General features: G+C 63.3%; 28 protein-coding genes. 14 read left to right on the top strand and 14 right to left on the bottom strand.

What is annotated here, in order from left to right; genetic code table 11:
• Nucleotides 1–113: 113 nt before the first annotated feature.
• Complete coding sequence (locus QN085_RS15800; RefSeq protein ID WP_031325291.1) at nucleotides 114–1,244, bottom strand: sensor histidine kinase; 1,131 nt, start codon at nucleotides 1,242–1,244, stop codon at nucleotides 114–116.
• A 166-nt stretch (nucleotides 1,245–1,410) separates the two neighbouring features.
• Nucleotides 1,411–2,085 carry a polysaccharide lyase family 7 protein gene (locus QN085_RS15795; protein ID WP_023662494.1) on the bottom strand — a complete coding sequence of 225 codons (675 nt, stop codon included), beginning with the start codon at nucleotides 2,083–2,085 and terminating at the stop codon, nucleotides 1,411–1,413.
• Between the two features lie 237 nt (nucleotides 2,086–2,322).
• On the opposite strand from QN085_RS15795, the gene QN085_RS15790 reads away from it, so the two are divergent.
• On the top strand, nucleotides 2,323–2,646 hold the full coding sequence (locus QN085_RS15790; protein ID WP_023662493.1) for a DUF1654 domain-containing protein: 324 nt from the start codon (nucleotides 2,323–2,325) through the stop codon (nucleotides 2,644–2,646).
• A gap of 302 nt (nucleotides 2,647–2,948) precedes the next feature.
• On the opposite strand, the gene QN085_RS15785 is transcribed toward QN085_RS15790, so the two are convergent.
• Complete coding sequence (locus QN085_RS15785; RefSeq protein WP_013973124.1) at nucleotides 2,949–3,773, bottom strand: S24 family peptidase; 825 nt, start codon at nucleotides 3,771–3,773, stop codon at nucleotides 2,949–2,951.
• 162 nt (nucleotides 3,774–3,935) lie between these two features.
• On the opposite strand from QN085_RS15785, the gene QN085_RS15780 reads away from it, so the two are divergent.
• A complete protein-coding gene (locus tag QN085_RS15780) occupies nucleotides 3,936–4,301 on the top strand; it encodes a hypothetical protein (RefSeq protein WP_013973123.1) in 366 nt (121 codons plus the stop codon).
• A gap of 64 nt (nucleotides 4,302–4,365) precedes the next feature.
• On the top strand, nucleotides 4,366–4,851 hold the full coding sequence (locus tag QN085_RS15775; protein ID WP_023662614.1) for a glycoside hydrolase family 24 protein: 486 nt from the start codon (nucleotides 4,366–4,368) through the stop codon (nucleotides 4,849–4,851).
• Nucleotides 4,852–4,924: 73 nt separating this feature from the next.
• On the opposite strand, the gene QN085_RS15770 is transcribed toward QN085_RS15775, so the two are convergent.
• Both QN085_RS15770 and QN085_RS15765 read right to left on the bottom strand, forming a co-directional pair.
• On the bottom strand, nucleotides 4,925–5,107 hold the full coding sequence (locus QN085_RS15770; protein WP_003259487.1) for a hypothetical protein: 183 nt from the start codon (nucleotides 5,105–5,107) through the stop codon (nucleotides 4,925–4,927).
• A 94-nt stretch (nucleotides 5,108–5,201) separates the two neighbouring features.
• The gene (locus QN085_RS15765) at nucleotides 5,202–5,546 is read right to left on the bottom strand and encodes a hypothetical protein (RefSeq protein WP_015270813.1); all 345 of its coding nucleotides are present in this window, start codon (nucleotides 5,544–5,546) and stop codon (nucleotides 5,202–5,204) included.
• A 162-nt stretch (nucleotides 5,547–5,708) separates the two neighbouring features.
• Here QN085_RS15765 and QN085_RS15760 point away from each other — a divergent pair, with 162 nt between their 5' ends.
• Nucleotides 5,709–6,530, top strand: a complete 822-nt coding sequence (locus QN085_RS15760) for a shikimate 5-dehydrogenase (protein ID WP_024087341.1) — start codon at nucleotides 5,709–5,711, stop codon at nucleotides 6,528–6,530.
• A gap of 127 nt (nucleotides 6,531–6,657) precedes the next feature.
• Here the strand turns inward: QN085_RS15760 and QN085_RS15755 are convergent, their stop codons facing one another.
• The 3 genes from QN085_RS15755 to QN085_RS15745 form a co-directional block, all read right to left on the bottom strand.
• Nucleotides 6,658–6,900: a hypothetical protein gene (locus QN085_RS15755; protein ID WP_023660829.1), complete on the bottom strand. Its 243-nt coding sequence runs from the start codon at nucleotides 6,898–6,900 to the stop codon at nucleotides 6,658–6,660.
• Between the two features lie 97 nt (nucleotides 6,901–6,997).
• Nucleotides 6,998–7,525, bottom strand: coding sequence for a lactoylglutathione lyase (gloA, locus tag QN085_RS15750; RefSeq protein WP_013973118.1), 528 nt, complete (start codon nucleotides 7,523–7,525; stop codon nucleotides 6,998–7,000).
• Between the two features lie 225 nt (nucleotides 7,526–7,750).
• Nucleotides 7,751–8,110 carry a histone-like nucleoid-structuring protein, MvaT/MvaU family gene (locus tag QN085_RS15745; RefSeq protein ID WP_015270810.1) on the bottom strand — a complete coding sequence of 120 codons (360 nt, stop codon included), beginning with the start codon at nucleotides 8,108–8,110 and terminating at the stop codon, nucleotides 7,751–7,753.
• A 361-nt stretch (nucleotides 8,111–8,471) separates the two neighbouring features.
• Between QN085_RS15745 and QN085_RS15740 the strand changes: the two genes are divergently transcribed.
• On the top strand, nucleotides 8,472–9,761 hold the full coding sequence (locus QN085_RS15740; RefSeq protein WP_024087340.1) for an OprD family porin: 1,290 nt from the start codon (nucleotides 8,472–8,474) through the stop codon (nucleotides 9,759–9,761).
• A 67-nt stretch (nucleotides 9,762–9,828) separates the two neighbouring features.
• Nucleotides 9,829–10,578: a precorrin-6A synthase (deacetylating) gene (gene cobF, locus QN085_RS15735; RefSeq protein ID WP_023660827.1), complete on the top strand. Its 750-nt coding sequence runs from the start codon at nucleotides 9,829–9,831 to the stop codon at nucleotides 10,576–10,578.
• A 120-nt stretch (nucleotides 10,579–10,698) separates the two neighbouring features.
• Here cobF and QN085_RS15730 read toward each other — a convergent pair whose 3' ends face one another.
• The gene (locus QN085_RS15730; RefSeq protein WP_023660826.1) at nucleotides 10,699–11,049 is read right to left on the bottom strand and encodes a response regulator; all 351 of its coding nucleotides are present in this window, start codon (nucleotides 11,047–11,049) and stop codon (nucleotides 10,699–10,701) included.
• Nucleotides 11,050–11,295: 246 nt separating this feature from the next.
• Here QN085_RS15730 and QN085_RS15725 point away from each other — a divergent pair, with 246 nt between their 5' ends.
• From QN085_RS15725 to QN085_RS15705, 5 genes are read left to right on the top strand one after another with little or no spacing between them, the layout of a single operon-like run.
• A complete protein-coding gene (locus tag QN085_RS15725; protein ID WP_024087339.1) occupies nucleotides 11,296–14,763 on the top strand; it encodes a response regulator in 3,468 nt (1,155 codons plus the stop codon).
• A complete protein-coding gene (locus QN085_RS15720; protein ID WP_003259474.1) occupies nucleotides 14,760–15,581 on the top strand; it encodes a CheR family methyltransferase in 822 nt (273 codons plus the stop codon). Before QN085_RS15725 ends, QN085_RS15720 begins: the two co-directional genes overlap by 4 nt.
• Complete coding sequence (locus tag QN085_RS15715) at nucleotides 15,578–16,153, top strand: chemotaxis protein CheB (protein ID WP_013973112.1); 576 nt, start codon at nucleotides 15,578–15,580, stop codon at nucleotides 16,151–16,153. The genes QN085_RS15720 and QN085_RS15715 overlap by 4 nt, the downstream gene beginning before the upstream one ends.
• Entirely contained in the window at nucleotides 16,147–17,373 is a 1,227-nt protein-coding gene (locus QN085_RS15710) for a hybrid sensor histidine kinase/response regulator (RefSeq protein WP_023660825.1), read from the top strand. The genes QN085_RS15715 and QN085_RS15710 overlap by 7 nt, the downstream gene beginning before the upstream one ends.
• Nucleotides 17,374–17,417: 44 nt before the next feature.
• The gene (locus QN085_RS15705) at nucleotides 17,418–17,795 is read left to right on the top strand and encodes a response regulator (RefSeq protein WP_003256176.1); all 378 of its coding nucleotides are present in this window, start codon (nucleotides 17,418–17,420) and stop codon (nucleotides 17,793–17,795) included.
• Nucleotides 17,796–17,904: 109 nt separating this feature from the next.
• On the opposite strand, the gene QN085_RS15700 is transcribed toward QN085_RS15705, so the two are convergent.
• The 3 genes from QN085_RS15700 to QN085_RS15690 are packed head-to-tail and all read right to left on the bottom strand — an operon-like array spanning nucleotide 17,905 to nucleotide 20,545.
• Nucleotides 17,905–18,486: a TetR/AcrR family transcriptional regulator gene (locus QN085_RS15700; RefSeq protein ID WP_013973110.1), complete on the bottom strand. Its 582-nt coding sequence runs from the start codon at nucleotides 18,484–18,486 to the stop codon at nucleotides 17,905–17,907.
• A gap of 12 nt (nucleotides 18,487–18,498) precedes the next feature.
• On the bottom strand, nucleotides 18,499–19,347 hold the full coding sequence (locus QN085_RS15695) for a 3-hydroxybutyryl-CoA dehydrogenase (protein WP_013973109.1): 849 nt from the start codon (nucleotides 19,345–19,347) through the stop codon (nucleotides 18,499–18,501).
• A 13-nt stretch (nucleotides 19,348–19,360) separates the two neighbouring features.
• Nucleotides 19,361–20,545: an acetyl-CoA C-acyltransferase family protein gene (locus tag QN085_RS15690; RefSeq protein ID WP_013973108.1), complete on the bottom strand. Its 1,185-nt coding sequence runs from the start codon at nucleotides 20,543–20,545 to the stop codon at nucleotides 19,361–19,363.
• Nucleotides 20,546–20,713: 168 nt separating this feature from the next.
• Between QN085_RS15690 and QN085_RS15685 the strand changes: the two genes are divergently transcribed.
• Nucleotides 20,714–21,724, top strand: coding sequence for an AraC family transcriptional regulator (locus tag QN085_RS15685; RefSeq protein ID WP_003259468.1), 1,011 nt, complete (start codon nucleotides 20,714–20,716; stop codon nucleotides 21,722–21,724).
• A gap of 130 nt (nucleotides 21,725–21,854) precedes the next feature.
• On the opposite strand, the gene QN085_RS15680 is transcribed toward QN085_RS15685, so the two are convergent.
• The gene (locus QN085_RS15680) at nucleotides 21,855–22,292 is read right to left on the bottom strand and encodes a carboxymuconolactone decarboxylase family protein (protein WP_023661771.1); all 438 of its coding nucleotides are present in this window, start codon (nucleotides 22,290–22,292) and stop codon (nucleotides 21,855–21,857) included.
• A gap of 197 nt (nucleotides 22,293–22,489) precedes the next feature.
• Here QN085_RS15680 and QN085_RS15675 point away from each other — a divergent pair, with 197 nt between their 5' ends.
• Both QN085_RS15675 and QN085_RS15670 read left to right on the top strand, forming a co-directional pair.
• On the top strand, nucleotides 22,490–22,948 hold the full coding sequence (locus QN085_RS15675) for a nucleoside deaminase (protein ID WP_013973106.1): 459 nt from the start codon (nucleotides 22,490–22,492) through the stop codon (nucleotides 22,946–22,948).
• Entirely contained in the window at nucleotides 22,945–24,141 is a 1,197-nt protein-coding gene (locus tag QN085_RS15670; RefSeq protein WP_041505861.1) for a cyanate transporter, read from the top strand. The genes QN085_RS15675 and QN085_RS15670 overlap by 4 nt, the downstream gene beginning before the upstream one ends.
• On the opposite strand, the gene pdxR is transcribed toward QN085_RS15670, so the two are convergent.
• Entirely contained in the window at nucleotides 24,134–25,567 is a 1,434-nt protein-coding gene (pdxR, locus tag QN085_RS15665) for a MocR-like pyridoxine biosynthesis transcription factor PdxR (protein ID WP_013973104.1), read from the bottom strand. The two genes, QN085_RS15670 and pdxR, sit on opposite strands and share 8 nt — an antisense overlap.
• Nucleotides 25,568–25,646: the final 79 nt, after the last annotated feature.

The raw sequence follows: 25,646 nt of genomic DNA, 5'->3' as shown, positions 1-25,646 counted from the left end.
TAGCAAAGCGCAAAAAACATTTCTGGAGTATGGCTGATTTGCTGTCGAATGCCTTATGACTAAAGGGCGCAACGTGAACGAAATTTAATCCGGTACCAATTCTGGACCCATCATCACTCTGCCGAGGACAGCAGAACAACCTCGAAGGTCGTCCCTTCCTCCTCAGTCGACTCCACCTCAATTCTGCCACCGTGGTTCGCCACGATCTCCGATGCGATGAACAGGCCAAGGCCTAGCCCCGCTGCTGAGCCCCGCTCTCCGGATGAGTAGCTCGAGTATCTCCCTTCCGGCTTGAAGATGTAGGGCATCACCTCGGGCGGAATAGGTTCTCCGGAATTCTGGACGCTGACCCGTGGAACACCATCCACCTTGGCCAGCGTGACCTTGATCGGGGCCGTTGCATCGCCATGGCGCAGGGCATTGCCTATCAGGTTGGAGAAAACCTGAGAGATGCGGTCAGGGTCGAATTGGCCCGTGATGTGCGCCTGCTCATCCAGGATGATCCGCGCGTGCGGGAACGCCGTGCGCAGTTCGTCAATGACAGCCTTGCAGATTGGATTCAAATCCATTTTCCGCAAATCCACTGGAATGCCAGTCCCCAGATTGCAGCGGGCCAGATCCAGCAGATCGTTGATCATGACATTTGCCCGATGTGCACTGGCACAAACCTGGGTCGCAAGTACCTTTCCCTTTTCATCCAGCCCGGCCTGCCGCTGGATCAGCCCGCCAGCCATGAGTATCGCGCCCAAGGGCGAACGCAAATCATGACCGAGCACGGCTAGCACCATTTTCCGGGTCGCCTCGACTGCCGTTCCGTAGGCAGCGATCGACTCTGCGAGCGCCTGGTCAATCGCTTCATTGAACCGGATCATGTCCTGAACATGATGCGCGTCTGCGAACGACTCCTGGGTAAGCCAGAGTGACAGAACGCTTGCGCGCAATGCCCGGTATTCGGACACCATCTGGTCCATCGAGAACCCAGCTATCAAGCGAGCAACAGCGTGGGTCTGCGCTGCGGTTTCGCTTGAACTCCTGGGGCCTCTGCCTTGTGCCTTCTCGGACTGTTGTTGCCTGCTCTGAGGCGTTCTCATGTCTTTGGCCACGGTGCGGAGCATCTTTTCGGCATGATCGCGCAAGCCGGAGGAGTCCTGCTTCGGCAGCTCTGTTTCAACCGAGCGGGCGTAGTTTTCCCAAGCCTGGAGAATGGGTTCCATACTGCTATCAATGAAATCGAACAGTCTCATGGGGCCTAACCCTGTCTGGAAAAAAGAGACCCGAACAGCTTAGTTCATCCGGGAATCAGGAAGTTTGGGCGACAGCCATTCGAGCTGATCGCTAAATGCAGGGCGATCCCGATGCAACCTGTGCCGGGATGCAGGGGCATCGGGATGTCTCGCCGGGTGCCTGGGTTCAGGCATGGATCAGCGAGAGGTCGCTGATGATGCAGATCGAGCCGTCATCGGCGGGCGTCGTGTCGGAGTAGTCCACCTGGTTGTACACCCCGCCGTGGAACTCGAACAGCCGCGAAGCCCAGGTACTGTCGAACTGGAGATCGCCGGACGAACCCGTCACCCCGTTGTACTTGGCGGTAACGGTGACCACGCCTGCCGACGTGGCGTGGATGCTCACCTCGAACTTCGACCCCAGCGGTACCCCCTTGAGCACCGTCGAATTCACAGGATCCGCCTGGTTGTAGGTCCGCCGAAACCCCAGGGTGATGTCGCCCTTTTTCCAGAACACCTTCACGGGCGGGCTGTCGTCCCCGTAGACGTGCATCTGCGCGATAACCACCTTCTGCGCCCAGTTGACCTTGGTCAGTGTCATTTCCTGGCGATTCCAGTGATCCAAGGCGCCGCCCAGGCTCCAGTATTCCGGCTCCGACCACTCGCAGCGGGTCCTGCGGGTGCTTTTGCTCGAAGCGCCTTTGGTGGGGGCAGACAACTGGACCGAACCATCGCTGAGCACTGTCACGTAGTTCGGGTACAGGGCAATCGCTTCGCTGCCGGTGATTTCGACCGCTACGGTGCTGATCGACGATTCGGCTACCGGAACGGCGATGGTGAGGTTGCTGATATCTACGCTCATGGGGGGAACTCCTGAATGGAAATGTCGGTTGGTGCCGCAGCAGCACGGTGGCGGCTGCTGGAGCGGAATTTAGCTCTGCGCTAAATCATCGTCAATAGCTTATGGCTAAAATTATTTCGCCGGGCGACAAATTACCTGTTGGCGAAAATTTTCCGCAGCGGGGCTTTACGCTTGATTTGGCGGTGAGATAAGCTTTCCTTGAATACTGTACGAATATACAGCCGTCAGGATATGAGTATGTCTAAGCACATGAAGTCGACGCCCCATCAGCGCCAGGAAATAACCGGAATGGAGCGTCTGAGCTTGCGGGTATCAGCGATGATCAACCACCCGCTCGCGCAGACGCAGCGCTGGGTGACGGTGCATCGCCTGGATACCGACGGTGATGCCGAGTGGGAGGAGGTGATGGGCCTGCTGGCCGAGACGCCCGAGTTGGAACTGACCTTCAACGACGACGAGAGCGTGACGGTGCGCTGGGAGCGCAGCAGCGTGGAGGAGCGCGACGACTTTATCGTCGAGCAGGACAGCGAGCAGCAGGCCGAGGAGGCGGCACCTTTCTGAAGGTCAGAAAGAGCCTGCGGGGTAGCGTAATGCTGTTCACTCAAGTCTGATGTGGCATCGATGGGGCTGCCTTGCAGCCCTTCGCGGGCAAGCCCGCTCCCATAGAACCGCGCATATCTCATTAAATTAGCAGGGGCTCTGTGGGAGCGGCTTTAGCCGCGAACACCGGCGAAGCCGGTGCCATGCACCGCGTTGGATTCTTCGCGGCTAAAGCCGCTCCCACAGGGTACGCGTACCGCTTGGCTGTGGGAGCGGGCTTGCCTGCGAAGGGACAGCATTACGCCGGGGTGGTGGGCTTCGCCTTACACAAGGTGTGCATTCCACACCAGCAGCACCCTGGCCTGGATGTAGGTCTCTTCCCGGCGAATCATGCGGTCCTTGTGCCGCGAGTTGTCGGAAATCATCTCGAAATGCTCTTCGTCGGCAATCTGCAATCGCTTGATATAGATGTGGTCGCCCCAGGAGAAGAAGTAGATTCCGTCACCGACGAACTCGCGAATGCTGACGTCCACGATCAGCGGGTCGCGGTGCTTGATGGTCGGCTCCATCGACTGGCCCCAACCGGTCACCATCTTCAGGTGGTGGTGCTCGCTGAACTCCACGCCCAGCTCGCGCAGGTGGCTTGGGCTGACGCGAACATCCTTGAACATCTCGGGGTAGTCGTGGGGGATCTGCCCGCCACCCATGGCTGCGCGGACGTCGTAGTGGGCAATCCACACTTCGTCGCCCACCAGGCCTGGCCGAGCAGGTTCAGCGGCCACCAGTGTCGAATCTGCCGGCTCCTCGGCGGCGGCCAGCAGCCTTTGCCGGGTTTCTTCGGGGATGCCTCTGCCGCTTCTGGCAAGCATCTGCTTGACCAGGTCGGCTGCGGAAAGCTTGCTGTCACCCGCCTCGGCCGGCGACTGCGTCTGGTCGCCCACTGCCATCGCGTCGAACCACCCCCGCGGCAAGCCTTCGATGCCCTCGATTCGGCGGGCCACATCATCGCCCAGGTTTTTCGCTGTCTTGTCCGAAAGGATCTGGCTCAGGTGCGCGGGCGCCATCCCCCAGCGCTCCGCGCAGGATCCCTTTCTCTGGCTGCCGATCAGCTTGACCAGGTTGTGCTTGCGAATTTCGTAGATGTCCATGGAGCGAAGCATGCCAGTGTTTAGCTTGCTGCTAAATATGCTTATAGCTAAATTTTCCTTGTCATGAAATTAGCTGTAGGCTAAATTTATCATGCAAGCAAGGAAAGCCACCGAGAAGCTGTTCTCCAGGCTTACGACATCACCATTGGTAATGAGGTTTTCATGGATCCGACTGACCTCGGCCCAGGCACCATCACCTGGCTGGGCGGAACAGGCACCGTGTTGCTGGGCGCATTCCTCTGGCTGCGCAAGTGGCTGTCCAGGGATGCGGCTGACCGTGCCATGGACAACGCTGATATTGGCGTGGTCCGGCGCCTGAACGAGTTGCTCGATATCGAGCGTGACGCCCGAAGAGAAGCACAGGCCAGGGCCGATCAGTTTGCAAAGGAACGCAATGAACTGGTGATCACTGTAGGGCGCCTGGAAGGCAAGATCGAAGCGCTGACCAGTCGAGGTGGCCATCCACCCCGGCAGGTCACCGTCCAGGGCGAGGGCGTCGCCCGCCTGCGCGGGAAGCAGGGTGAGTGAGGCGGCCCGCAAGACAAATTCTGTTCACGCCCATGCGTATGGGCTTCTTCTGCATGGAGACAACATGGCTCGATTGGATTCTGCCGCTGTCGGCGGTGCGAACGTGCTCGCGTTCCTGGACATGCTGGCCTGGTCCGAGGGTACCTCGACCATCGCTGCCAGCGACGATGGCTACAACGTCCTGGTCGGCGGCCAACTGTTCAATGACTACAGCGGGCACCCGAAGCAGAAGGTGTGGTTGCCCAGCTACGGCATCCACAGTTCTGCGGCTGGGCGGTACCAGATTCTGGCCGGTACCTGGGATGCCATCGTGAGTACCTATGGCTTCAATGGCCGCTTTACCCCTGAGGCCCAGGACCTGGCGGCAATCAAGTTGCTGAGCGAACGCGGTGCCTTGGCACTGATCAAGGCTGGCCGTATTGCCCAGGCGATCGCCAAGGCCGCGCCTATCTGGGCCAGCTTGCCTGGCGCGGGCTACGGTCAGCGTGAGCACCAGTTGGCCGCGTTGTTGGCAATGTTCATTGCCTGCGGCGGGGAGGTGCAGGCGTAACGCCCAGGCAAAAAAAGACCCGCCAGGTAGGCGGGCCAGAAGGGCGTAGGGAGCAACGCACAACAAATACGGGTCAGGCGACCATGGTGCCTGGTTGCAACTGTTCGACCAGGGCCTGGGCCGAGGCGCGGGTCGGCATCGGGCCGCTTACGGCTTCGCCGTTGCGCACCAGGTACCAGCATGCGAGCAGGCCCTGCTCACGCAGCGAAGCGGGGACGGCACTGCCAACAACGGACATGATCTGGATAGTGGCCATGTGGACCTCCTGTAAAACATGGCCCTACCTTACGCAGCAGCCGGGGCGGTTTGAAATTAACTTCCTCGATAGTGGTCATTGGTTCTATCAACATTTACCAGCGCGGCGGGCCGTAATACACCGGTGGCGGACCGTAGTAGGTGCGGTAGCCCGGAGGCGGTGGTGCTGGCACGTAGTACGGCTGGTAGTACACCGGCGGTGGCGGTGGTTGCATGTACACCGGGGGCGGCCCGTAGTAGACCGGTTGGCGCTCGACGTACACGGTACGGTCACGCCCGCCATAAACCGTCGCCCCGACCACGGCGCCAACCACGGCCGCACCCAGCAGCGGGCCGGGGCCGTACCAACCGCCATGGCCATGGCCGCCGTGGGCGACAGCGGGTGCGCTGATGGCCAGGGCACCGACCAGCAGGGCGATTCCGGGAATGTGACGGTTCATGAAGAAACCCTCGCAAGGACACCCCAAGTGTGGGGTCCTATTACTATGACTCCACTCTTCGTCAGCTGAGCACGGGGGAACGGTAAAGGTTGTGTAAGGGACGACCAGCGGTTACCTCTGTTACGCTGAACAAACGTTTCAGTTATGACAAAGGAGCAGGTTATGTCGGCAACTCCAAGCAGAGACACCGTGCTGTGCATTTCCCTGGCCGGTCGCCCCGGCACCTTCGGTGTACGGTTCCACAACCACCTTTACCAGCAGCTCGGCCTGGACTTCTACTACAAGGCCATGCGCACCGATGACCTGCCGGCGGCGGTGGCGGGCATTCGCGCTTTGGGTATCCGCGGTTGCGGGGTATCGATGCCGTACAAGGAGGCCTGCATGGCCCTGGTCGACGAGATCGACCCATCGGCTGCGGCCATCGAGTCGGTCAATACCCTGGTCAATACCAATGGCCACCTGAAGGCCTACAACACCGATTACCTGGCCGTGCGTCAGTTGCTGGCGCAGCACCAGGTCGACCCGTCCACGGCGTTTGCCCTGCGCGGCAGTGGCGGCATGGCCAAGGCGGTAGCCAGTGCCTTGCGCGATGCCGGGTTCGCCGAAGGCATCATCGTTGCGCGCAACGAGCAGGCGGGGCGGCAGCTGGCGGATGTGTGTGGTTATCGCTGGGTGGCGGAGCTGGGCGACCTGTGCCCACCCATGCTGGTGAACGTGACGCCGATCGGCATGGCGGGCGGGCCCGAGGCCGAGGAGCTGGCGTTTTCCGAGAACGCCATCGCCGCGGCGGCGCGGGTGTTCGATGTTGTGGCGATGCCGGAGAGCACTCCGTTGATCCGCCGAGCGCGGGCGTTGGATAAGCCAGTGATCACCGGGCTGGAGGTGATTGCGCTGCAGGCGCTGGAGCAGTTCGTGCTTTACACCGGGGTGCGACCCACCCTGGCGCAGGTGGAGGCGGCGGTGGCGTACGCCCGGGATATCTGATTATTCCTGTGCCGGCCCTTTCGCGGGTAAACCCGCTCCCACAGGGATAGCGCACGCATGTAGCAACGGCGCTACCCCTGTGGGAGCGGGTTTACCCGCGAAGAGGCCGGCACAAGCATTGACAAGGTCAGAACACCTTGTGCCCTTCATCCAGCTGCTGGTCGACCAGCGCCCGGCCATGGGCCAGCGACACATGCTGTGCGTTCTCGAGGTCGGAGAAGAACTTCATCGGCATCGACATGCGCCTGCTGGTGTGCCCTTCGGGGTCGGTAATCAGGCACCCGGCGGCATAGGGCAGGGGGGAATCGGGGTGGGGCATCACGCTGGCGGTGATGGTGTGCTTGCGATATTCACAGTGAAGAGATTGCATCGTCCTTACCTCGCTGTGGCATGTGAAGCAGTTACCTTCATATACCACAGCAAAGGGCCGGGAGTTCCCGGCCCGACGAGCGAGCAGCGATGAGTGCTCAGCCTTTGAGCTCGGTCGGCTGGATGACTTCGACCCAGTAACCGTCCGGGTCCTTGACGAAGGCCAGGTGGTTCATGCGCCCGTCCTGCAGGCGTTTCTGGAACGGTACACCCAGTGCCTCGAAGCGTGCGCAGGCTTCGCGTACGTCCGGTACCGAGACGCAGATGTGGCCAAAGCCGCGCGGGTCGGTGTTGCCGTTGTGGTAGGCGAACTCGGCATCGTTTTCGGTGCCGTGGTTGTGGGTCAGTTCCAGCACGCCCGGAATAGACTTCATCCACTGGTGGCGTTCGTTGTCATCGGCCGGGATCTGCGCCGGGTCGACCAAGGCCAGGAAGTACAGGCTGAAGGCAGCTTCGGGGAAGTCGCGCTTGTCTACCAGGCGGAAACCCAGCACGCGGGTGTAGAAGTCCAGGGACTTTTCGATGTCCTTTACCCGCAGCATGGTGTGGTTGAAGACGAACTGGGCGGTGGCGGCGTCCGGTTGGGCGGTGACGCCAGGCAGGGTTTGCAGATCGTGCAGGCTCATGGGAACTCCTGAGACGGGGCCGGGCGCAGGGCACCGGCAAAACAGACAGGCTGACCATGATACGGCAGTGTGCCGATTGCGCAAATGAAAGCGCCCTGCACAAGGCAGGGCGCTGGAATTAGAGGCCCGCATGTGCGGGCGCGTGATGGGGTCGCTAGTCCTTTAGCTGTCTCGATACTGAGCCAGCCCTTGTGAAAAAAGTGTGAAGTGCGTGTGGACGTTTCATCAGCGTACCCAGCTTTCTACCGTGGCGGCGCCGTATTGTTCTTTCCAGGCCTTGAGCCCACGGTGGTTGCCGCCTTTGGTCTCGATTCGCTCGCCGGTATGCGGGTTGGTGTAAACCTTTACCACGCGCGCGCGGCGCTGTTGCTTGGGTGCTGCACTGGAAACCCGGGCCACTGCCTTCGGGTCGAGGATGGCGATGATATCGCGCAGGCTCTTGTCGTAGCTTTTCATCAGGCCGACTAGTTTCTGCTCGAATTCGATTTCGCGTTTGAGGCCGGCATCCTTTTTCAACGCTTCCAGTTGCGCCATCTGTTCCTGGAGCGCTTTTTCGGCAGCACGAAACTCTGCAAGTCTGGACACTGTAATCACTCCTGTACGTCGGTCGTGGCAGGGCGTGACGAACATTGAAGAAGAATAAAAACGCCGGCCACGCGGGTGGGTTCCGCTGTTCGCTGATATCGAGTGTAGTCATTCATGGGTACTGGGTAAACTGCAAACTTTTTGTAAGTAAGCAGGGAACTTTCCTAGTTTTGCGTGCGGTATTGTCCGGTTTTTCCGCGGTTGTCTTGTGGCGCGCTTAGACCATGGTCCAATGGCCCGTGCCAGAGGCTTCGCGCGATCATTTCAGATGATGGCCGGCTATTGTTCGGCCCCCTCGCAGTACCGTGGCCAACACGTGCCACAGGTTGTTTACTCGCCTTGATTCCGGATGTTTTCTCCCATGTTTGCCCCTTTCCCCCTCGCCCCCGGGCGTCGTGTTGCCGGCTTGTTCCTGTTGTGTGCCGGCGTCAATGCCCAGGCCGCCGGTTTTCTTGAAGACAGCAGTGCAAAGGTCGAAGCACGCAATGTCTATTTCAACCGGGATTTTCGTGACGGCCACAGCAGTTCCAGCCAGGGTGCGTCCAAACGCGAAGAATGGGCACAAGGTTTCATCCTCAATGTGCAGTCGGGTTACACGCAGGGGCCGGTAGGTTTTGGCGTGGATGCGCTGGGCATGTTCGGCTTCAAACTTGACTCCAGCCCGGCGGACAGTAACAGCGGCCTGTTGCCGTCTTCCGGTCACGACCCGCGCCACTCGGCCGACCAGTACGCGAAGATGGGCCTGGCGGCCAAGGTCAAGGTTTCCAGTACCGTGCTCAAGTACGGTTCGATGATGCCGGATGTACCGTTGCTCAAGTACAACGATGGCCGCCTGCTGCCGACCATGTTCCATGGCGCCATGCTCACTTCCGAAGAAGTGCGCGACCTGAAGTTCACCCTGGCCCGCCTGGACAAGTACACCGCACGGGATTCCACCGACCGCCAGGACATTCGCGTGCATTGCAAGAACAAGCGCTATGCCTGCGGTATCGAGGCTGATCACTTCGACCTGGCTGGTGTCGATTACCGTTTCAACGAACGCTTCAGCGCCCAGTACCAGGTGGCCAAGCTGGAGAACATCTACCGCCAGCACTTCCTCGGCCTGGTGGCCAGCCAGCCATTGGCGGTGGGCAGCCTGTCGGCAGACCTGCGCTTGATCAAGAGTGATGACATCGGCAATGCCCGCGCCGGCGAAATCGACCATCGCGCGTTCAGCGGCATGCTCGGCTACAGCCTGGGTGGCCACAAGCTCAGTGCCGGTTGGCAGCGCATGTATGGCGACAGTGCCATGCCATACCTGGATGGCACCAACCCTTACCTGGTCAACTATGCCCAGGTCAACGACTTCGCCGCGGCCCAGGAGCGTTCCTGGCAGGTGCGTTATGACTATGACTTCAAGGCCCTGGGCGTGCCTGGCCTGACCTTCTTCACCCGTTACATCAACGGTGACAATATCAAGGTGCCGGGCAGTACGGCCGAAGGCAAAGAATGGGAACGCGACACCGAGTTCAAGTACCAGGTGCAAGGTGGCACGTTCAAGGACGTAAGCGTGCGCCTGCGTAATTCCACTTACCGCAGCAATTATGAAAAATGGGCGCGTGACATGGACGAGACACGGGTCATCGTCAGCTACAACTTCTCCATCTTCTGACGGGGCGCTTTGCCAAATACCGGCAGCCACCTGACAATGGCTGCTGGTTCCCGCAAAGGGCAGGGCAATGAAAGACCTGTTGTTGATCGGCATCGGCCCGGGTGACCCGCGCCAGGTCACCTACGAGGCGGTCGATGCACTGCGCCAGGCCAGTGTGTTCTTCGTGCTCGACAAAGGCGGCGACAAGGACGAACTGCTGCGCCTGCGCAAGGCCATCCTGCAACGCTACCGGCCCGAGGGTGGCTACCGCCTGGTGCAGGTGGCCGACCCTGCACGCGATGGCCAGGCCGATGACTACCTGGGCGCGGTGCAGGACTGGCACCGGCAGCGTGCAGCGCTGTATGCCCAACTGATCGAACAGGAGATAGGCATTGGGGAAACCGGCGCCTTTCTGCTGTGGGGCGAGCCGACGCTGTACGACAGCACCCTGCGCATCCTTGGCCTGGTCCGCGAGCGTGGTGTGGCGCTGCGCCTGCAGGTCATTCCGGGCATCAGCAGCGTGCAGGCGTTGGCAGCGCGCCATCAGATGCCGCTCAACCGCATCGGTGAGCCGTTGACCGTATTGCCAGGGCGGCGCCTGGCCGGGCAGGGGCAGATCGACAATGTGCTGGTGATGCTCGACGGGCAGTGCGCGTTTGCCCGGCTCGATGATCCGGCGTTGATGATCTACTGGGGCGCGTACCTGGGGACTGCGGATGAGGTGCTGATTGCCGGGCCATTGCAAACGGTGAAGGCACAGATACTGGAGGTGCGTGAGCGGGAGCGGGCGCGCAAGGGGTGGATCATGGATAGCTACCTGTTGCGCAGGGAGCTGTGAGGTGTACTGCCTGTTCCGGCCCCTTCGCGGGTGAACCCGCTCCCACAGGTACAGCGCCAGCTTTGGGGCTGCGCGTTCCCTGTGAAAGCGGGCAAGCCCGCGAAGCAGGCGACACCGATCTCAAGGGTTACCCAGAATGGCCTGTACCTTGTCACGCAACTGGTCGATGCTGAACGGCTTGCCGATCAGATGCATGCCCTCCGGTACATTGACGTTCTCGGCATAGCCACTGGCGAACAGCACCGGCAACAGCGGCCGCAGCTCGCGCGCCTTGCCGGCCAGCTCTTCGCCACCCATGTCTGGCAACCCCACGTCGGTCAGCATCAGCGCCAACTCCTGGCCCGGGTCCTCGATAATACGCAGCGCCGCGCCGGCACTGTCCGCCTCGATGACCCTGTAGCCCAGTTCGTCGAGCACTTCGACCATCAGCATGCGTACGATGTCGTCGTCTTCGACTACCAGAAGGTGCATGGTTCGGATCCTGTGCTAATGAATGTCTTTAATCTGTGCTCCAGATGGCAGCAGAAGTTCCCGAGGATACCGGGCACTGCAATCAGATGGAACGTTTGGCGCACGCTGCCTTCAAATACTGGCTAAATGCCCTGCCAGACCCGGCAAAGCTGGTTAGACTCGCTTAACAGGACGGCGCAGTGGCAGATAATGACAAAGACAGATCCGCCACACTTTTCAATGGACTTTTAGCTCGGGCGTTTTCACATGATTCAAGCAGCCTCGATGGACCAGCGAAGCTTCCGCAAGCTGTTGAGCCGCAACGTCGGCCTACCCCTGGGGGTTGGCCTGCTGGGGGCCGTGGCCTTCGTTGCGGTGATCAACTACCTGCTTTCGGCCTTGCAGTGGGTCGAGCACACCGACCGGGTGATCGGCAATGCCAACGAAGCGGTCAAACTGTCGATCGACATGGAAACCGGCATGCGTGGCTTCCTGATCACCGGCGATGAGCGTTTCCTCGACCCCTACGAGGTGGCCAAGCCGCGCATTTTCGGCAGCCTGCAGAGCCTGCGCGGCATGGTCGAGGACAACCCGCAACAGGTCGAACGCATCGACCGGCTGATCGCCCTGCAGCAAGCGTGGAACACCTTCGGCAGCGAGATGATCAACTTGCGCCGCAGCCAGGGTGATTACCGCGCCTTGATCGGCAACGGCCGCGGCAAGCGCCTGACCGATGAGATCCGCAAGGAGTTCGACAACCTCATCGGCAGCGAACAACAATTGCGCATGGCGCGCAACGAGCGGGTCAACAGTGTGACCGTCACGGTCATGTCGTCCTTCGTGCTGTTCATCGTCGGCCTCAGCGCCTTGCTGGCCTACCTCGGGCGGCGCGACCTGCTGGCGCTGTCCGCTACCTATGACGAAAACTTCCAGGCCCAGCAGCGCGCCGCCGAGCGCCTGGAGCATCAGGCCTGGCTGCGCAACGGGCAGACGCAACTGTCCGAACAGGTGCTCGGCCAGCTGACCCTGCCCATGCTCGGTGACAACATCCTGCGTTTCTTCGCCAGCTACCTGGGCAGCGTGGTAGGCGCGTTGTACGTGCGTGACGAACATGGCCGCCTGGTGCGTGTTGCCAGCTATGGCCTGGATGCCGAGGAGCAGGCGCGCGAGCAGGTACTGGGTGACCACGAGGGGCTGCTGGCCCAGGCCGTGCGCGAAGCGAGGCTGCTGCGCCTGGACGACTTGCCTGAAGACTATTTCCAACTCAGCTCCGGCCTTGGCAGGGGCCTGCCGCGCAGTGCCATGCTGATGCCCTCCAGCGACGACGGGCAGATCAACGGCGTGCTGGAGCTGGGCTTCCTGCGGCCGTTGCAGGAGCGTGACGAAGAGATGCTGCAGCGGGTCCGTGGCAACGTCGGTATTTCCATCGAAAGCGCCCGTTACCGGCAGCGCCTGCAGGAGGTGCTGGCCGAAACCCAGCAACTGAACGAAGAGCTGCAAGTGCAGCAGGAAGAACTTAAAACCGCCAACGAAGAGCTCGAAGAGCAATCCCGCGTGCTCAAGGAGTCCCAGGCCCACCTGGAAACCCAGCAGGCGGAGCTTGAGCAGACCAACGAGCAGCTGTCGGAGCGCACCGAGGCGCTGGACCGCAAGAACGACGAACTGCTCCAGGCCCAGGACGAGCTGCAGGCGCGTGCCGAGGAACTGCAGCGTTCGAGCAAGTACAAGTCCGAATTCCTCGCCAACATGTCCCACGAGTTGCGCACGCCGCTGAACAGCTCGCTGATCCTGGCCAAGCTGCTGGCGGAAAACGGCGAGGGCAACCTCAGCGACGAGCAGGTCAAGTTCGCCGAATCCATCTATTCGGCCGGCAACGACCTGCTCAACCTGATCAATGACATTCTCGACATCGCCAAGGTGGAAGCCGGCAAGCTGGAAGTGCGCCCTGAAACCACTCAGGTGGAGCGCCTGGTCGAAGGCCTGCGCAGCATGTTCGAGCCGTTGGCCGGGCACAAGGGCCTCGCCTTCGAGGTGACCACCGAGGCGCAGGTGCCGGCCACGCTGTTCACCGACCGCCAGCGCCTGGAGCAGATTCTCAAGAACCTGCTGTCCAACGCCATCAAGTTCACCGAGCGCGGCCAGGTCAGCCTGAACATCGGTTACCAGCCTGGCACCGGCATCGTCTTTGCCGTGCGCGATACCGGCATCGGCATCGCCGCCGACCAGCAGCAGGCGATCTTCGGCGCATTCCACCAGGTGGATGGCACCAGCAACCGCCGTTATGGCGGCACCGGCCTGGGCCTGTCGATTTCCCGCGACCTGGCGCACCTGCTGGGTGGGCAGATCAGCGTCGACAGCAGCCCCGGCCAGGGCAGTGTATTCAGCCTGATCCTGCCGGAGCGCTATGAGCGCGTGGCGCAGGATATCGAGCCGCTCAGCCTGCGCCCTGCGGTCGATAGCCTGCCACCCGCGCCGCAGGCACCAGTGGTGGCGGCACCGAAACGCCCGACACCAGTGTTTGCCGATGACCGTGAGCGCGCGCCGTTCGGCAACCGCTGCATCCTGGTGATCGAAGACGAACCGAACTTCGCCCGCATCCTCTTCGACCTGGCCCACGAGCTGGGTTACAGCTGCCTGGTGGCGCAGGGCGCCGACGAGGGCTTCGAACTGGCCGTGCAGTACATCCCCGATGCCATCCTGCTGGACATGCGCCTGCCCGACCATTCCGGCCTGACCGTGCTGCAACGCCTGAAGGAGCAAGCGAGCACCCGGCACATCCCGGTGCATATCATTTCCGTTGAGGACCGCGTCGAGGCCGCCATGCACATGGGTGCCGTCGGCTACGCGGTCAAGCCCACCAGCCGTGAACAACTCAAGGAAGTTTTCGCCCGGCTGGAGGCCAAGCTGACCCAGAAGCTCAAGCACATCCTGCTGGTGGAAGACGACGACCTGCAGCGCGAGAGCATTGCCCGTCTGATCGGCGACGACGATGTCGAGATCACCGCCGTGGCCATGGCCCAGGATGCCCTGGCGTTGCTGCGCGAGAATATCTACGACTGCATGATCATTGACCTCAAGCTGCCAGACATGCTCGGCAACGAGTTGCTCAAGCGCATGACCGCCGAAGACATCCGTGCCTTCCCGCCGGTGATCGTGTATACCGGGCGCAATCTTACCCGCGAAGAAGAAGCCGACCTGCTCAAGTATTCGCGCTCGATCATCATCAAGGGCGCACGCTCGCCGGAGCGCCTGCTCGACGAAGTGACGCTGTTCCTGCACAAGGTCGAGTCGCAGCTGTCCAACGAACGCCAGCGCATGCTCAAGACCGCGCGCAGCCGCGACAAGGTTTTCGAAGGCCGCAAGGTGCTGCTGGTGGACGACGACGTGCGCAACATCTTTGCCCTGACCAGCGCGCTGGAGCACAAGGGCGCGATCGTCGAAATCGGCCGCAACGGCCGCGAGGCCATCGAGCGCCTGGAGCAGCATGACGACATCGACCTGGTGTTGATGGATGTGATGATGCCGGAAATGGACGGCTTCGAGGCCACCCGGCTGATCCGCCAGCAACCACGCTGGCGCAAGCTGCCGATCATTGCCGTGACCGCCAAGGCGATGAAGGATGACCAGCAGCGTTGCCTGCAGGCCGGCGCCAACGACTACCTGGCCAAACCGATCGACCTGGACCGCTTGTTCTCGCTGATCCGTGTGTGGCTGCCGCAACTGGAGCGAATTTGACTAGCGAACGTAACACCGATATCGAAATCCGCTTGCTGATCGAGGCCATCTACCTCAAGTACAGCTACGATTTCCGCAACTATTCCGGCGCGTCGATCAAGCGCCGGATCCTGCATGCGCTGCGCCAGTTCGACTGCCTGACGGTGTCGGCGCTGCAGGAGCGCGTGCTGCACGACCCAGGCATGTTCATGCAGTTGCTGCAGTACCTGACGATCCCGGTCAGCGAGATGTTCCGCGACCCGGGGCACTACCTGGCGCTGCGCAACGAAGTGGTGCCGCTGCTGCGCACCTGGCCGTCGATCAAGGTGTGGATTGCCGGCTGCAGCACGGGCGAGGAGGTGTATTCGATGGCCATCCTGCTACGCGAGGAGGGCCTGCTGGAGCGCACCATCATCTATGCCACCGACATCAACCCGCATTCGCTGGACAAGGCCAAGCAGGGTATCTACTCGATGCAGAGCATGCGCGAGTACGCCGAAAACTATCGCATCGCCGGTGGCCGACGGGACTTTGCCGAGTACTACACGGCAGCCTACGGCAACGCCATCATGGACAGCACCCTGCGGGACAACGTGACTTTCGCCGACCACAGCCTGGCCACCGACAGCGTGTTTTCCGAAACCCAGCTGGTGTCGTGCCGCAACGTGCTCATCTACTTCAACAAGGAACTGCAGGACCGCGCCCTGGGCCTGTTCCACGAGTCCCTGTGCCACCGCGGCTTCCTGGTGCTGGGCAGCAAGGAATCGGTGGATTTCTCCGCCTACAGCGAGCGCTTCGAGCCGCTGGTCAAGCCCGAACGGATCTACCGCAAGTCATGAAAGGCGTACGCGCGATGGTGATCGGCGCCTCGGCCGGCGGCGTTACAGCGCTATTCAGTGTGCTGGGCGCGTTGCCGGCCGGCTTCGCCATTCCGGTAATTTGCGTGCTGCACCTGCCGGATGACCGCCACAGCCAGCTGGCCGAGGTGCTGCAACGTCGCCTGCGGCGGCCAGTGTGCGAGGCCTGTGACAAACAGCCGCTGCGCCCCGGGCAGATCTACGTGGCCGGGCCGGGTTATCACCTGTCGGTGGAGCGTGACCTGACCCTGTCGCTGAGCCAGGAGCCGCCGGTGCATTTTTCCCGGCCGGCGATCGACTACCTGTTCATGTCGGCGGCCGATGCCTATGGTGCCGGCCTGCTGGGCATGTTGCTCACCGGGGCCAACGAGGATGGCGCAGAAGGCCTTGCCTATATCAAGCGCAACGGGGGCCGGACCGTGGTCCAGGACCCTTGCGACGCACAGGTGGCGCTGATGCCGGAGGCCGCACTGGCCCTGCACCAGCCCGACCATATTCTTTCTCTGAGTGGCATCGAGCGATTGCTCGCCGCCCTGGAACCTAGCGCATGCTAAGCCACACCATCGCCAAACTGCTGATCGTCGACGACCTGCCAGAAAACCTGCTGGCCCTCGACGCCCTGCTCCAGGGCCAAGACCGCGAGGTGCACCAGGCCCAGTCGGCCGAGGCAGCGTTGTCACTGTTGCTCGAGCACGAGTTCGCCCTGGCCATCCTCGACGTGCAGATGCCGGGCATGAACGGTTTCGAGCTGGCCGAGCTGATGCGCGGCACGGAAAAGACCCGCAACATCCCCATCGTGTTCGTCACTGCCGCCGGGCGCGAGATGAACTACGCGTTCAAAGGCTATGAAAGCGGTGCGGTGGACTTTCTGCACAAGCCGCTCGACACTCTGGCGGTGAAGAGCAAGGTGTCGGTGTTCGTCGACCTGTACCGCCAGCGCAAGGTGCTCGACCGCCAATTGCAGGCCCTGGAACGCAGCCGCCAGGAGCAGGAACTGCTGCTGGCCCAGCTGCAGACGGCGCGGGGTGAACTGGAGCATGCCGTGCGCATGCGCGATGACTTCATGTCGATCGTGTCCCATGAGGTGCGCACCCCGCTCAATGGCCTGATTCTGGAAACCCAGCTGCGCAAGCTGCACCTGGCACGCGGCAACCTTGCCGCCTTCAGCGTCGACAAGCTGCAGGCCATGGTCGAGCGCGACGAGCGGCAGATCAACAGCCTGATCCGCCTGGTCGAAGATATGCTTGATGTATCGCGCATCCGCACCGGCAAACTGTCGCTGCGGCCCAAGGCGTTCGACCTGGGCCAACTGGTGCGCGGCCTGGTGGAGAACTTTGCTGCCCAGGCCAGCGCACTGGACACCCATATCGAGTTGCAACGCTGCGAGCCGCTGCTGGGCGAGTGGGACGAGTTTCGCATCGAGCAGGTGCTGGCCAACCTGTTGTCCAATGCCTTGCGTTATGGTGAGCGCAAACCGGTGCAGGTGCGGGTATTCGAGCAGGACGGCCTGGCCTGCGTGCAGGTGCAGGACCATGGCATCGGCATCTGCATTGCCAACCAGCAGCGCATCTTCCAGCAGTTCGAGCGGGTCGCCACCCAGCAGGCCAGTGGTGGGTTGGGCCTGGGGCTGTACATATCGGAGCAGATCGTCCAGGCCCATGGCGGGCGCATATTGGTGGAGAGTGAAGAGGGCAAAGGCGCCACCTTCACCTTGCAATTGCCACTGGCAACCTGCGAACAACAAAACGACCAGGCAAGGGCAACCTCTGCGTGAGCCTGGGGTCTGATGGCCAGCTGTAAGTATTTCAAGGCGTTGACATGAGTGAAGATGCACAAGATGTAGTACTGGTGGTCGAGGATGAACCGGCGATTCGCATGATCCTGCGTGATTACCTGGCAGGCGAGGGCTACCACGTGCTGGTGGCCGAGGATGGCGAGCAGGCGTTCGCGATCCTGGCGAGCAAGCCGCACCTCGACCTGATGGTGACGGACTTCCGCTTGCCGGGCGGGATTTCCGGGGTGGACATTGCCGAGCCGGCAGTGAAGTTGCGGCCGGACCTGAAGGTGATCTTCATCAGCGGCTACCCGGCGGAGATTCTCGAGTCCGGCAGCCCGATCACCCGCAAGGCACCGATCCTGGCCAAGCCGTTCGACCTGGATACCTTGCACGAGCAGATCCAGTCGCTCCTGCGCTGACTGTGTTTGCCTCTTCGCGGGCGCGCCCGCTCCCACAGGTTCTGTGCAAACCTTGAAGCCTGCGGGTTTCCTGTGGGAGCGGGCAAGCCCGCGAAGAGGCCGGTGCAGGTTAGCGCAGGGTCCGCTCCAGCCCACCCACCAGCATGCTTTCCATCAACCCCAGCCCCTGTTCTTCGGGCAAGGCCTTCAACAGCCCCGGCAACTGGTTCAGCAGTGTCGCCACAACATGCGCCGTGGCCACCAGGGCCTCCCCCTGCAACTTCGCCTGCGGTGCGATCAACCTCAGCAACCCCGCCTCATAGCGCTTGCGTAGCAAGGCCAGGCGCGCCTGCTGGTCGTCGCTCAGGCAACAGAAGTCGCGCTCCGCCAGGCGAAACTGCATGGGCCGCTCGGCATGCAGCTGCCAGTGCGCGGCAATCAGGCAGCTCAGCGCCGACGCCCCGCGCGCCATGGCCCGGCGCCCCTGGTCCAGGGTGGCCTGCAATTCCTCGTACAACTCCTCGATCAGGTCGTACAGCAGGTCCTGCTTGCTGGGGAAGTGGTGATACAGCGAGCCTGCGGTAAGCCCCACATGGGCCGCCAGCTCGCGCATGCTGACCTGGCCGAAGCCCTTTTCGGCAAACAGCGCCATGGCCCGGTCACGTCGCTCTTCAAAGTTGGCACAGCGCATCGCGGCATTGACCGGGGGCATGGCGTTCGCTCCTCAGTAGGTGAAGAAACCGCGGCCGCTCTTGCGCCCCAGCCAACCGGCGGCGACCATTTCCTTGAGCAGCGGGGCAGGGCGGTACTTGCTGTCGTTGAAGCCTTCATGGAAGGCCTCCATGATCGCCAGCAGGGTGTCCAGGCCGATCAGGTCGGCCAGGGCCAGCGGGCCGATCGGCTGGTTGCAGCCCAGACGCATGCCGGTGTCGATGTCCTCGGCACTGGCCAGGCCTTCCTGGCGCACGAAGATCGCTTCGTTGATCATCGGCACCAGGATGCGGTTGACCACGAACCCAGGGCGGTTGCCGGCGGTGATCGGGGTCTTGCCGACCTTTTCGGTCACCACCAGCGCTTGGGCGTAGGTGCTGTCGCTGGTCTGCAGGCCGCGAATGATCTCGACCAGCGCCATCATCGGCACCGGGTTGAAGAAATGCACGCCGATGAAGCGTTCGGGGTGCTCGATGCTGGCCGCCAGCTGGGTGACCGACAGCGACGAGGTGTTGGTGGCGATCAGGCAGTCGGCGGCGACGTTGGCGGCCACCTGCTGCAGGATGCGCTGCTTGAGCTGCAGGTTCTCGGTGGCGGCTTCGATCACCATTTGCGCGCTGCTGAGCTGGGTGTAGTCGGTGCTGGTGCGAATGCGGGTGCGGGCAGCTGCCGCCTTGTCGGCGTCGAGGGTACCCTTGGCGACCTGGCGCTCGAGGTTCTTGCTCAAGGTGGCCACGCCGCGCTCCAGCGCAGCGTCGGACACGTCCACCAGCAGCACCTGGTAGCCGGCTACCGCGCACACCTGGGCAATGCCGTTGCCCATGGTGCCTGCGCCGATCACGGCAATCTGTTCAATGCTCATGTGTCAGGCTCCGTCAGACGCGCTCGAAGACCAAGGCGATGCCTTGGCCACCACCGATGCACATGGTGGCCAGGGCATAGCGGCCCTGGATGCGCTGCAGCTCATGGATGGCCTTGGTGGCGATGATCGCGCCGGTGGCGCCCACCGGGTGACCCAGGGAAATGCCCGAACCGTTGGGGTTGACCTTTTCCGGGTCGAAGCCCAGTTCGCGAGCCACGGCGCAAGCCTGGGCAGCGAAGGCTTCGTTGGACTCGATCACGTCCAGGTCCTGCACACTCAGGCCGGTCTTCTCCAGCACCTTGCGGGTGGCCGGGATCGGGCCAAGGCCCATCAGTTCAGGCTCGACGCCGGCATGGGCATAGCCCACCAGGCGGGCCAGGGGCTTCAGGCCCAGGCGGCGCACCGCATCACCAGTGGCCAGTACCAGGCCGCCAGCGCCGTCGTTGATGCCACTGGCGTTGCCGGCGGTAACGGTACCGTCTTTCTTGAACACCGCCTTCATCCCTGCCAGTTGCTCGGCGGTCACCTCGCCACGCACATGCTCGTCGGTGCTGAACTGCACGCTGCCCTTGCGGGTTTTCAGTTCCAGCGGAACGATCTGGCTGGCGAAGCGGCCTTCGGCAATGGCGCGGGCAGCGCGGCGCTGGCTGGTCAGGGCCAGTTCATCCTGCATTTCGCGGGTAATGCCGTGCTTGGCCGCAACGTTCTCGGCGGTGATGCCCATATGGAAGTGTTCGAACGGGTCCTGCAGCACGCCGACGGTGTAGTCGATGCCTTGCAGGTCACCCATGCGAGCGCCCCAGCGTGCCTGCGGCAGCAGGTACGGGCCACGGCTCATGGATTCGGCACCGGCCGCCACGGCCACGTCGGTGTCGCCGAGCAGCAGGCATTGGGCTGCCGAGACGATGGCCTGCAGGCCCGAGCCGCACAGGCGGTTGACGTTGAATGCCGGGGTTTCTTTGGGGATGCCGGCGTTCATTGCCGCTACGCGGGCCAGGTAGGCGTCACGCGGTTCGGTGGGGATCACCGTGCCCATCACCAGGTGGCCGACTTGCTCGGCGGCCACGCCCGAGCGCTCGATGGCGGCGCGGGTGATGGCGCTGGCCAGGTCGGCTAGCGGCAGGTCCTTGAGGGAACCGCCAAAACCACCAATGGCTGAACGGACGGCACTGACGACGTAGATTTCTGCGCTGCTCATAGGGGCTCCGATTGCGAAGGCATGGCGGGACCGGGCCAGGCTCTGCGAGAATGGCCGACGATCCCGGAGTGGGACCGAGTCTAGGCAAAGGCTCTGTTGCAGCCTATGCCGGAACTGTTCAGACAACCTGGCACTTTTTGCCACTCAGCATAGACAGCGAAAACCGCCATGCGCGATAGCGATTCGGTCGCCGTGTACTTCCTCAATGCCATGCTCCATGCCCTGCGCGACTGCCCCGCCGAACGCGATGCGCAGCTGCGTGCGGTGGGCATCGACCCACAACTGCTCGAGCAGCCCCAGGCGCGTGTACCGGCCAAGGCCTTCGCCCAGCTGTGGCTGGCGCTGATCCAGCGCCTGGACGATGAGTTCTTCCGCCTCGACAGCCACGGCATGCCGCCGGGCAGTTTCGCCCTGATCTGCCGGGGCCTGATCCTGGAGCCGAACCTGGAGAAGGCCTTGCGCCAGTGCATGGGCGGTTTTGGCCTGTTCCTGCGCGATCTGCGCGGCAGCCTGACGGTGCGTGGCGGGCGGGCGCTGATCAGCGTGCAGTCGAGCATCGCCGACCCGCTGACCCGGGTATATGCCGAGGAAACCTACCTGGTGCTGATGATCGGCATGCTGTGCTGGCTGGCCGGGCGGCGGATCGCCATCGACCGCACCGAGCTGGCGGTGTCGCGCCCGGCCCAGGAAGACGACCTGCTGCTGTGGGGGCCGGACCTGCGCCTGGGCAGCGGGCGCACCGAGGTGGAGTTCGACAGCGCCTACCTGCGCCTGCCGGTGGTGCAGGACCTGGCGGCCCTGAAAACCTTCCTGCGCAGTGCGCCACAGGGGCTGGTGATTCGCTTTCGCAACCAGAACGGGCTGGTGGCCGAAGTGTACCGGCACCTGCGGGCGCGGCGTTATGGGCAGTGGCCGACGCTGGCGGCGCTGGCGCAGCAGCAGGGGGTCAGTGCCAGTACTTTCCGTCGGCAGCTGGAGCGGGAAGGGCGTTCGTACCAGCAGATCAAGGATGAGGTGCGCCGGGCAATGGCCTTCGAGCGGTTGCGCGAAGGGGAGTTGAGCATTGCCGAGATTGCCGAGCAGACGGGGTTCCAGGAGCCCAGTGCGTTTCACCGGGCGTTCAAGAAGTGGACCGGGCAGAGCCCTGGCAGCTACCGGGCGCGGTTGGCCGGGCGTTGAGATGTTGCCTGTGCCGGCCTCTTCGCGGGTGAACCCGCTCCCACAGGGGACTCACAGAATCTGAAAAATGTGCTGTACCTGTGGGAGCGGGTTCACCCGCGAAGAGGCCGGCACAGGAAGTCAAGAGTGATCAGGCCGGCACCATGGCAAACCCGACCCCGAATCGGTTCCAGGCATTGATGGCGGCAATTGCCAGGGTCAGGTTGGCCACCTCCGCCGGCTCGAAGTGTTCCTGCAAGGCTTCATATTCGCCCTGCGGCGCGCCGTGCTCGGGCAGCCTGGTCAGGCTCTCCACCCAGGCCAGCGCAGCACGTTCGCGCGGGGTGAAGTAGGCGGTTTCCTGCCAGACGCACAAGGTCTGCAGGCGTGCCTCGGTCTCACCGGCCTTGCGCGCATCGTTGGCGTGCAGGTTGACGCAGTAGGCGCAGCCGTTGATCTGCGAAGCCCGCAGGCGCACCAGTTCCAGCAGGGAATTCTCCAGGCCACTCTTGGCCAAGGCCTGCTCCAGGCCGACCATGGCTTTGTAGGCCTCGGGGGCGTGCTTGGCCCATTCGATACGGTTGTGCATGGCTGTCTCCAAAGGTGTGGGGTGGGGATGGCGCTACTGTAGCGCCGCACGTTGGCCTCCCCGATAGCCAATCACGCGCATAAGCGGGAGGCCAATCGGCCATTTGGGAGGCCACTGACAGGCATCCAATCTCTTCATTTCTGCCAGGCCGCCGAAGCCCGGATAATGATCAGGTCTTGCAACAGGGGAACCGATTCATGTCCGAAGAACGCTACATGCGCGAAGCGCTCGACCTGGCCCGCGCCAACATTCAGGCTGGTGGCCGGCCCTTCGGCGCCGTGCTGGTGTACCAGGGGCAGGTGCTGGCGCGTGCGATCAACGAGATCCACAGCACCCAGGACCCGACCGCCCACGCCGAGATGCAGGCCATCCGCAAGGCCAGCCACGCCCTGGGCCAGGCACGCCTGGACGGCGCCGAAATCTACGCCAGCGGCCACCCGTGCCCGATGTGCCTGGCGGCCATGCACCTGTGCGGTATCGAGCGGGCCTGGTTTGCCTACGACAACGCCGAGGGCGAACCCTACGGCTTGTCCACCGCGGCGGTATACGCGCAGATGGCTCGCCCGCCCCAGCAACAGAGCCTGCCGCTGCGCGCCCTGAAGCCCAGCGGCGAAGCCGGTCTTTACCTTGAGTGGAAACAGGCCAACGCACAATGAGAGCGGCATTGAACCTGCTGCTGGTCATCCTGCTGGCACTGAACCTGCGGCCGATCCTGACCAGCATCGGCCCGTTGCTCGAACCCATGCGCGCAAGTACTGGCCTGGGTTACCAGCAGGCGGCCTTGCTGACGGCGTTGCCGGTGCTGTGCATGGGCCTGGTGCCCTTGCTGCAACCCTGGTTGCGGCGCTGGATCAGCGAACATGGCGGCATGCTTGCTGGCCTGTCTGCCATCGCCCTGGCCTGCCTGTGGCGCCTGCAACTGGGCAGCGCCTGGGCGCTGATTGCCAGTGCGGTGGTCGCCGGCCTGGGGGTGGCGGTAGTGCAGGGCATGATGCCGGGGCTGGTCAACCGCTGGTTTCCCGGCCGCCTGGCAGGGGCGATGGGCCTGTATTCGGCTGCGCTGATGAGCGGCGGCGGCCTGGCCGCCGTGCTCGGGCCGCACGTCAGTGGCTACTTCGGCCATTGGCAGGTCGGCCTGGGCGTGTGGGCGATCCCGGCTGTGCTGGCGGTGCTGGCCTGGGCTGTGCTGCGGCCGCGCCAGGAGGCGGCGAAACTGGCCGGTGCCACCGGCGGTCACTGGTTCGGTACGCGTCGGGCCTGGTTGCTGGCGCTGTACTTTGGCTTGATCAACGGTGGCTACACCAGCATGGTGGCCTGGTTGCCGGCCTATCACATCGAGCATGGTGGCAGCGCCCAGGGCGGTGCCGACCTGGTTGGCCTGATGACCATCTTCCAGGTGGCCGGCGCACTGGGCCTGCCGCTGTTGCTGCGGCGCTGGGCAGACCGGCGCCCGGGCCTGTGGCTAGCCTTGGCGATCCAGCTGGTGGGTTTCCTCGGCCTGCTGCTGGCACCCACGCTGGCCTCGGGGCTGTGGGTGGCGATGATCGGTTTCGGCCTGGGCGCCTGCTTCAGCCAGAGCCTGACGCTTACTCTGGAGCACCTGAAGACGCCTGCCGAGGCTGGCAGCCTGGCGGCGTTCGTGCAGGGCATCGGCTTCATCATCACCGGCATGGTGCCTTACGTCACCGGCTGGTTGCGCGACATGAGCGGTGATTTCCAGGCCTCCTGGACGCTACTGACCGTGACCGTGGTAGCGATGCTGCTGGTTACCACGTGGTTCAACCCTCGCGGTTATGCCGCGGCGATTGCTCGCCCGTTAGTGGCGGGCAAGGCCGCGCCGGTCAACTGAGGCGCTGCAGGGTGTCGCGCACCCGGTCCAGCGCCGGGTCGATGTCCAGCAGCTCGATGGCGCCGAAGCCCAGCAACAGCCCCGGGCGCACTGGCGCTTCGCTGAAGAACGGCGCGAGCGAATACAGGCCGACCTCCACCTTGCGTGTGAGGTTGGCCAGCAGCTCGACATCGACCCCAGGTTTGGCCAGGGCGCTGAGGTGGAACCCGGCGCTGGCGGGGATGGCGCTGAACCACGGTGCCAGGTCGCCGCCCAGCCGTGCGAGGATGCGTTCGCGACGGGCGCTGTAGACCTCGTGGCAACGGCGGATGTGCTTGTTCAGGTGGCCTTCGCCGAGAAAGCGCGCCAGTGCCCACTGCAACAGGGTCGGGCTGTGCCAGTCGCTGAGGTGCTTGGCCACGCAGGCGGCCTTCAGCACGTCGGGCGGCAGTACGGCGTAGCCCAGGCGCAACTCGGGCAGCAAGGTCTTGGAAAAGGTCCCCACATAGGCCACCAGGCCATGGCGGTCGAGGCGCTGCAGAGCGTCGGCGGCTGGGCCGTGGTAGCGGAACTCGCAGTCGTAGTCGTCTTCGATGATCAACGCACCCAGCTCGGCGGCCCGTGCCAGCAGGGCGTGCCGGCGTGGCTCGCTCATCGGCATGCCCAGCGGGAACTGGTGCGAGGGCGTCACGTAGATCAGCCGGGTGCCGTCGGCGATCTGCTCCACGCACAGGCCTTCATCGTCCACCGGTACCGATTGCAGGCGCGCGCCGAGGGCCAGGAACAGTTGCCGCGCTGGCGGGTAGCCCGGGTCTTCCATGGCTACCTGGCAACCCGGCTCGACCAGTACCCGTGCGATCAGGTCCAGTGCCTGCTGGGCGCCGTTGCACACCAGCAGGTCAGCGGCGCTGCAGTGCACGCCGCGGGCATAGGCGACATGATGGGCAATGGCCTCGCGCAGCTCCGGCAGGCCCTGGGCAGGGAACTGCCGCTCGGGATGGCGCTGGCTGCGGCGCAGGGCATAGTTCAGGCAACTGCGCCACTGGTCGAACGGGAACTGCGCCTTGCTCGAGGCCCCGCCGATGAAGTCGTAACGCGACGGAGCCTCCAGCTGGCGTCGGCTCAGCACGGTGGCGCGCTGCTGCCAGCGCTCGAGCGACGCGGCACCAGCCAGGGGAATCGCGGTCGATTCGCTGCTGCGCAGCGGCTGGCGCGGGGTGACGAAGGTGCCCCGGCCGACCACGCCGCTCAGCAGGTTGTCGTAGGTCAGCCGGGAATAGGCCTCGGCCACGGTCTTGCGCGACACGCCCAGCTGCTCTGCCAGCAGGCGGCTTGGCGGCAGTTGGGTGCCGGCGGCCAGGTGGCCGCTGTCGATGCCGGCGCGCAGTTGCTGGTAAAGCTGGTCGGCCAGGCCTTTGCGGCCTTCCAGGCGAATGTGCAGTTCCATGGAGCGGTCCGGAGCGGGGAAGTGCTCAGGATAGCGGATTGGTCGGGGAAGGGCATGGGGCCGCTTTGCGGCCCATCGC

Origin of the sequence: Pseudomonas sp. M2(2023), from assembly GCF_030263955.1 — a bacterium.
GTDB classification, from domain to species: Bacteria; Pseudomonadota; Gammaproteobacteria; order Pseudomonadales; family Pseudomonadaceae; genus Aquipseudomonas; species Aquipseudomonas asiatica.
The sequence above is the reverse complement of the archived record's forward strand: the minus strand, read 5'-3'. Positions and strand labels throughout refer to the sequence as shown.